This is a genomic window from Paenibacillus massiliensis subsp. panacisoli DSM 21345 (genome assembly GCF_000426545.1).
GTDB classification, from domain to species: Bacteria; Bacillota; Bacilli; order Paenibacillales; family Paenibacillaceae; genus Paenibacillus; species Paenibacillus panacisoli.
Window position 1 is genome coordinate 361,962 of the sequence record NZ_AUFO01000008.1, and the last position, 7,250, is coordinate 369,211.

The 7,250-nt window shown below is 48.9% G+C and carries 5 protein-coding genes; 2 read left to right on the forward strand and 3 right to left on the reverse strand.

Annotated features, from left to right (window positions below):
• Positions 1-114 precede the first annotated feature (114 nt).
• Together K331_RS0106695 and K331_RS0106700 are read right to left on the reverse strand one after the other, a co-directional pair.
• Positions 115-1,611, reverse strand: coding sequence for a carboxylesterase/lipase family protein (locus K331_RS0106695; RefSeq protein ID WP_028589679.1), 1,497 nt, complete (start codon positions 1,609-1,611; stop codon positions 115-117).
• A 95-nt stretch (positions 1,612-1,706) separates the two neighbouring features.
• Positions 1,707-2,264: a GbsR/MarR family transcriptional regulator gene (locus K331_RS0106700; RefSeq protein WP_018886641.1), complete on the reverse strand. Its 558-nt coding sequence runs from the start codon at positions 2,262-2,264 to the stop codon at positions 1,707-1,709.
• 619 nt (positions 2,265-2,883) lie between these two features.
• Here K331_RS0106700 and K331_RS0106705 point away from each other — a divergent pair.
• Together K331_RS0106705 and K331_RS0106710 are read left to right on the forward strand one after the other, a co-directional pair.
• Complete coding sequence (locus K331_RS0106705; protein WP_018886642.1) at positions 2,884-4,101, forward strand: quaternary amine ABC transporter ATP-binding protein; 1,218 nt, start codon at positions 2,884-2,886, stop codon at positions 4,099-4,101.
• On the forward strand, positions 4,079-6,652 hold the full coding sequence (locus K331_RS0106710) for a glycine betaine ABC transporter substrate-binding protein (protein ID WP_036634258.1): 2,574 nt from the start codon (positions 4,079-4,081) through the stop codon (positions 6,650-6,652). Before K331_RS0106705 ends, K331_RS0106710 begins: the two co-directional genes overlap by 23 nt.
• 282 nt (positions 6,653-6,934) lie before the next feature.
• Here K331_RS0106710 and K331_RS0106715 read toward each other — a convergent pair.
• On the reverse strand, positions 6,935-7,250 hold a 316-nt coding region (locus tag K331_RS0106715; protein ID WP_028589681.1), incomplete at its 5' end, for an IS3 family transposase.

The window sequence follows — 7,250 nt, forward strand, 5'->3', positions numbered from 1 at the left end:
ACAAGCACTCAACCTATGAGTTATCTGATATGGGTCACACGATGGAATTGTTATGTACCCACGATATAACCTCTCATTAACCTATCCAACTACGTCCTGACTTGTCACAATCCACTAGCTCGCTTCACCCGTGAATTGTCTACGCTTGTCTGCATCCGGGTCCAAGACGAGACTGAGCTCCCGATCAAACACCGCCGTTACACGCTGTGTCGTCTCATAGGCTGGCCATTGCAGCGCTGCTGTTGCAGGATCGCCCGTCCGGGCAAAGGCAGCCCAGGCCGACAGCATCTGTCTCGACAGCTCCTTTATGTCCTCAGTGAGCTGAATGCCAAGTCCAGTCAATAGCTCAAGGTTACCGAATACGAAGGCAATCTCTGCTCCATGCACTGCTTTTCCCAGAAAAGGGTGGCCTGCGAGTGACCAATCGAACCGATACATCCACACGGATTGGTATCTTGCTTGTGCTGAGGCATACTGTACAGCAGAGCGCCAGAAATACAGCTCAGTCATGAATTTGCTCTGCCCCTCGACAGTCATTGGATAATACCGCAGCAGTTCCTCCCCATTCTCCAATCCTGTCAATGCATAGATTGCTTGTACTGCCATTTCAGGACTGATGAGGTGCTCCGGCTCGCGAACGAAATAGGCCCCTTCATCCAGATTCGTTCCGATGAGTAGCGGTACCTGAGCTCCTTGGCCGGATTGAATACAGGACAGCGGCTCCTCTGGCAGCGTATTCCCATCCACCACGGGCTGGAATAGCAACGTAATCCCGGCAGAGCCAACCTTCTGGTGCAGCTTATAGGTTGCCATCGTAATATCCTCCAGTGGTATGGCTGACAGACGCTCAGCGGTTGGCTGCTCCACACCCAGCTCCTGCAGAAAAGCTGCCGCGATTGCGTGCGCCTTGTTGGCCTCTAGCACCTGTGATGCTCCACTTTGCATAATGGCCCGCTGGAACATTCCCTTTGCCGAAGGCATAGCTAGCAGCGCCCCGATGCTCATGGCACCAGCAGACTCCCCGAACACGGTTACGTTCTCAGGATCACCGCCGAAGGCCGTGATATTCTCCTGTACCCATCGGAGGGCGGCCACTTGATCCAGTAGGCCCGCATTGGACGCTAGCTCTGGGTCAAACGATGACAGATGCAAGAAGCCCAGCGGTCCCAAACGGTAGTTGATCGTTACGACCACCACATCCCCTTGCTGTGCAAGTGTAAGCCCGTCATACAAGGACATGCTGCCAGAGCCCGTTACGAAAGAGCCACCGTGAATCCATACCATGACGGGCTTGTCAGCAGAAGATACCGCTTTAGTCTCAGTTGCCAATGCCGGGCTCCATATGTTCAAATACAAGCAATCCTCAGCAGGGTCTGGCTGCCCCGCTCTTGAGCCAAAGATTCCCTCACTACTCTTGCCTGGCTGCGGGCATACGGGGCCGAATTGTGCAGCATCGCGGATGCCCTCCCAGCTGGAAGGTGGCTCAGGTGCCTTGAAGCGCAGTTCTCCAACCGGTGGACTTGCATAAGGAATTCCCTTCCATACCCATACACCCTGTTCCTCTGTACCTTGTAACCATCCGTACTGTGTCTGGACACGACCGTCTGACATTTGAATACCTCCCCATCAAATATACATGTTAGGATCTGAGGCCTCATTCAGGCAGCTACTCCGCGGCGGTATCATCCTATGAGACAGCCTTCGGCTCACTGCTCTTCTTTTGGCACCAGCTTGTAGATTTCTTCATCCTCCAGAGCGTCAATCAGACGATCCAGCCACTTGTAAAAAGATACTGCTTGCTTCATTTTATCACGATCATGCTCCAATATTTTCCTAAGTTCATCATTCTCCAATTCCTGATCCAGTAACTTGTCCATTTCGTAGATGGCTTTGCGCATGACCTGGAGATTCATTTCGACAGCTTTACGCCACTTGATCGCGAAAAAATCAGCAAAGGTCTGATGCCAATCCATCTCTACTTCGTACAGATCCTTTCTGGAGCCTTTATTCCACACTTTATTGACCATTTTCAGATCAAGCAGAGTTCTCATGCTCGTGCTCATGCTAGTCTTGCTCATTTCCATTTCACGTCCCATGTCATCGAGCGTCATGGGATGGTCTGCGAAGAACAGCAGCCCATACAGGTGCCCTGTAGATAGGGTTACACCATATAGATCCATATTTTTACCAATGGCCTCAATCACTCTTTTACGAATCTTCTGCAGCGTCTCCTGCTGCACTTCCGTCAATTGGTCCAAGCTCATGCTTGCAACCTCCTATCAGCTATTCTTGCCTCTATACTCCTTCTAACTGCTTCTCTGCTTCCAGAGGAATGTAACTCGCATGTTCTTACTCCGCCAGATGCTCTCCTATTTCATGACACAGCGGGACCCGACATGAATCATGCCAATCCCGCTTTGCTCATTCACTAAATATGAAGCTGTAAGCTCTCTGGTGTCTTTTTGTAAGTATATTGGATTTATTTACATTAATTAAGAAAAGAACATGCATTTTTTCACAACTTTGCTTCCTTTTCATTAACATTAGGTTTCAAAAGTCTGCTTTTTGCTTATATTTCTGATTATTGTCTATTCTACAGAAAAGAATAAAGCAAAGTAAAGTTACGAATGTTAAAGCTATTAAGAGCATAGTTGAGGATATTAGAGGATAATTTCATACAGTTTTTTCTGTACGTTCCTTATGAACAGATTTTTCGGTTGAAAGAAACGTAGACTGTCTGTTACAATTATCAACGTTGCGAACGAAGCCTACGGTCATTCATGCAATTAGCTTTCGTAAGCAATCCCTTAACTTTGCATCAATCGCCATACAAGCACCAACGGGGTTAATGGAAAGCGAAAGATAGAGAGAAGAGGTGGATATATGACTATTTTGGAAGTCAGAAATGTCAGCAAGCTATTCGGTCCTAACGTCGAACAAGGCGTATCCCTGCTTGAGCAAGGATGGACTAAGGAAAAACTGAATAAGGAAAAGAATATTACCGTAGGGGTCAACCGGGCCAATATGGATATTCAGCAAGGTGAGATTTTCGTCATTATGGGCTTGTCCGGTAGTGGTAAATCTACGCTTGTACGTATGTTCAATCGTCTGATTGAGCCGACCTCCGGCGAGATTCTTGTTCATGGCAAGGATTTGCGCAAAATGAACAAGGAACAGCTAAGGGAAGTTCGGCGCAAGACGATCAGTATGGTATTCCAGAAATTCGCATTGTTCCCGCATCGTACTGTGCTGGAGAATGTAGAATACGGACTGGAAGTTCAGAATGTAGACAAGGCTGAACGCAGACAGAAGGCAGAGCAATCGTTGGAACTGGTCGGCCTCAAGCACTGGGGAGACAAGATGCCAGATGAGCTAAGCGGCGGGATGCAGCAGCGTGTAGGTCTAGCTCGTGCATTAGCCAATGATCCTGAGGTGCTGCTGATGGACGAAGCCTTCAGTGCCCTAGACCCGCTCATTCGCCGCGACATGCAGGATGAATTGCTTGAATTGCAGGATAAAATGAAGAAAACGATTATTTTCATTACCCACGACTTGGATGAAGCGCTGCGAATCGGTGACCGCATTGCCTTGATGAAGGACGGAGCCGTCGTACAGATCGGGACTCCGGAAGAGATCATGATTCAGCCTGCCAACTCGTATGTGGCGCGTTTCGTGGAAGACGTGGATTTGTCCAAAGTACTTACAGCAGCGCATGTCATGCGCAGACCTGAGACGATTACGCTGGATCGTGGTCCTCGTGTAGCTCTGGAGCTCATGCGTGAACGCGGGATATCCAATCTGTTCGTCATCGACCGCTCCAAGAAGCTGCTGGGAGTCATTACTGCTGAAGATGCTGCGGCTGCCCTGAAGGCAGACAAGAAGCTGCAGGATATTCTAATAACGGATGGGCCGCAGGTAGCACCGGATACCGTCATGAATGATCTGTTCGAGATTACAAGCTCCTCTAAGGTTCCGCTGGCCGTCGTAGATCAGAACGGCAAGCTGCAAGGAGTCATTGTACGTGGTGCCCTGCTGGGTGCTCTCGGCGGAGAAGTCTCATTGAAGGAGGTGTCTGAGCATGCCGAAAATACCACTCGCTGAATGGGTTCAAAGTATTGTTGATTGGATGGCGGTGAACCTGGAAGGATTGTTCAGCGTTATATCTACCGTTATTTTCAGCATTGTAGGATTCTTCTCAGGACTCTTTATGCTGCCACATCCAATTGTATTTATAATCATTCTTGGAATAATTGCTTATCTGGTAGGACGGGTACCGTTAACATTGTTCACCGTGCTCGGATTCCTGCTGATTGATAATCTTGGCTATTGGAGTCAGACGATGGATACGCTGGGTCTTGTCATTACCTCGGCGCTGATCTCCGTGCTACTCGGTGTACCGCTTGGTATCTGGTGTGCTTATAGCAAGACAGCCTCCCGGATCATTACACCATTGCTGGACTTTATGCAGACGATGCCTGCCTTCGTATACTTGCTACCGGCTGTAACATTCTTCAGTCTCGGTGTTGTTCCAGGTGTCATTGCGTCTGTGATTTTCGCGATTCCGCCAACGATTCGTATGACCAACCTCGGGATCACTCAAGTATCCGGCGAGCTCGTCGAGGCTGCAGATGCCTTTGGTTCGACCTCCGGTCAGAAGCTCTTCAAAGTACAGCTGCCGCTGGCTATGCCAACACTCATGGCCGGTATCAATCAGACGATCATGCTGTCTCTGTCGATGGTCGTCATCGCTTCCATGATCGGGGCACAAGGAATTGGTGCTGAGGTCTATCGTGCTGTAACTCAATTGCAGATTGGTAAAGGCTTCGAAGCTGGTCTGGCCGTCGTCGTCCTGGCTATTGTCCTTGACCGCTTCACACAGAACCTGTTCAATTCGAGGCGCAAAAAACAGAGCCGTGTGACCAGCAAGCAAAAAGTGCTGATCGCAGCTGCTGCGGGTGTAGTGATTCTGATCGCTGGTGCATCCCAATATTTCATTGGCAATGACTCCTCTGCTTCTGATAATCATCAAGCCAGCTCCAGTGCAGGCGAGTCCGTGAACTACCGAATTATTGGTATTGATGCTGGTGCTGGAATTATGAAGTCCACGCAGAAGGCCATCGAGGATTATGATTTAAGTGACTGGACACTCGTAGAAGGCTCTGGAGCAGCCATGACCGCTGAGCTGGACAAGGCTATTCGTAACGAAGCCCCTATCATTATCACGGGCTGGACACCGCACTGGATGTTCAATAAATATGACTTGAAATACCTGGAAGATCCCAAGAAGTCTTATGGTGAAGCAGAAGAAATTCATACCATTGCACGTAAAGGTCTTCAAGAAGATCACCCTGTCGCATACGAGTTCCTGAATCGCTTCGAATGGACCTCAGACGACATGGGCGAGATGATGATTGCTATTCAGGGTGGCACAAGTCCAGAGCAAGCAGCTCAGGATTGGGCTGAGAAACACAGCGACAAAGTCGATGCTTGGACTGAAGGCTTGACCCCTGTAGGTGGCGATACCTTCAAGCTTAGCTATGTGGCCTGGGATTCCGAGATTGCCAGTACCAATCTGCTGAAGTATGTGCTGGAGAATCGACTGGGCTACAAAGTCGAAGCTCTGCAGGTAGAGGCTGGACCGATGTGGACCGGAGTCGCCAGTGGCGATGTCGATGCATCCCCAGCAGCTTGGCTACCATTAACACATGCCGACTACTGGGACAAATACAAGGATGAGATTGACGACCTGGGGGCGAATATGACAGGCGTGAAGACGGGACTGGTCGTCCCTGCCTATATGAATATCAACTCCATTGAGGATCTAAAAGGCGGCAATACAGCTACTTCAAATCATGCCACTGCTGTCGGTGAGGAGTTCAAATACCAGATTGTTGGTATTGATGCTGGAGCCGGGATTATGAAATCCACAGCGCAGGCTATTGAGGACTATAGTCTGTCAGACTGGAAGCTGATTGAGGGTTCTGGTGCCGCTATGACTGCCGAGCTCGACAAGGCCGTACGGAGCGAGCAGTCGATCATTATTACCGGCTGGACGCCGCATTGGATGTTCAACAAATATGATCTGAAGTATCTGGAGGACCCTAAGAAGACTTACGGTGATGCGGAAGAGATCCATACCATTGCCCGAAAAGGGCTGAAGGAGGACCATCCTGTCGCATACGAGTTCCTGAATCGCTTCGAATGGACCTCTGACGATATGGGTGAGATGATGATCGCTATTCAGGCAGGCACAAGCCCTGAGCAAGCAGCTCAGGATTGGGCTGAGAAGCACAGTGACAAGGTTGACGCCTGGACTGAAGGGTTGACCCCTGTGAATGGTGATACATTCAAATTCAGCTATGTGGCCTGGGATTCCGAGATTGCCAGTACGAACCTGTTGAAGTATGTCATGGAGAACAAGCTGGGCTATACCGTGCAGGCTCTGCAGGTAGAGGCTGGACCGATGTGGACTGGAGTCGCCAATGGCGATGTGGACGCTTCTCCTGCTGCTTGGCTTCCGCTTACACACGCCGATTACTGGAACCAATATAAGGACCAGCTTGATGATCTCGGCGCGAATATGACAGGTGTGAAGACGGGCCTGGTTGTCCCTGCTTACGTAAATATCAATTCCATTGAAGAATTGCAATAACTTATTATAAATTCACTAAAGAGTATTTACACTGGCCACTCCGATGACAGAACAACATTCCAATCGCTGTTATCCCCAGATTTCTTTTAAACCCCTTTTTCAAGGAGAAATCCGGGGATAAATGCGAACGCTACGCTTCTCCACGTTGTTTCTGCCCTCTCCATTATCGTGTAAAAAGCTTAGCTGAATCTATAAAGCATCAACCACAAAAACGTAAAGGTCGAGGAAGTAGCTCTGTGTAGGAGTAAACTGTACCCCTTGTAAAGGACAACTTAAAAAAGGTTAGGCGACCTTAAGCTGCTGTCTGTATCGTGCAGGCGGCAGCTTGTTTAAGTTCCATTGACCTCGATAATGATTGTAATAGATCATGTAGCTTTTCACTTCTTGTTTAACCTCTTCCAATGTCATACATTCTTTGAAGTTCGTTTCATCTTTAAAATGCCCAAAGAATGATTCTTGTGGGGCGTTATCCCAGCAGTTTCCTCTACGTGACATCGATTGACCCAGCCCCATCTTCTTCACAAGCTTTTGGAACTTCGGGTTCGTATAGTGAAATCCTTGATCCGAATGAATCAACGCATCCTGAGTAAGATGGCGA

Excerpts from the sequence above, each read along its gene's own strand:
- K331_RS0106705 (WP_018886642.1), top strand. The coding sequence starts at position 2,884 with ATGACTATTTTGGAAGTCAGAAATGTCAGCAAGCTATTCGGTCCTAAC.
- K331_RS0106710 (WP_036634258.1), top strand. The coding sequence starts at position 4,079 with ATGCCGAAAATACCACTCGCTGAATGGGTTCAAAGTATTGTTGATTGG.
- K331_RS0106695 (WP_028589679.1), bottom strand. The coding sequence starts at position 1,611 with ATGTCAGACGGTCGTGTCCAGACACAGTACGGATGGTTACAAGGTACA.
- K331_RS0106700 (WP_018886641.1), bottom strand. The coding sequence starts at position 2,264 with ATGAGCTTGGACCAATTGACGGAAGTGCAGCAGGAGACGCTGCAGAAG.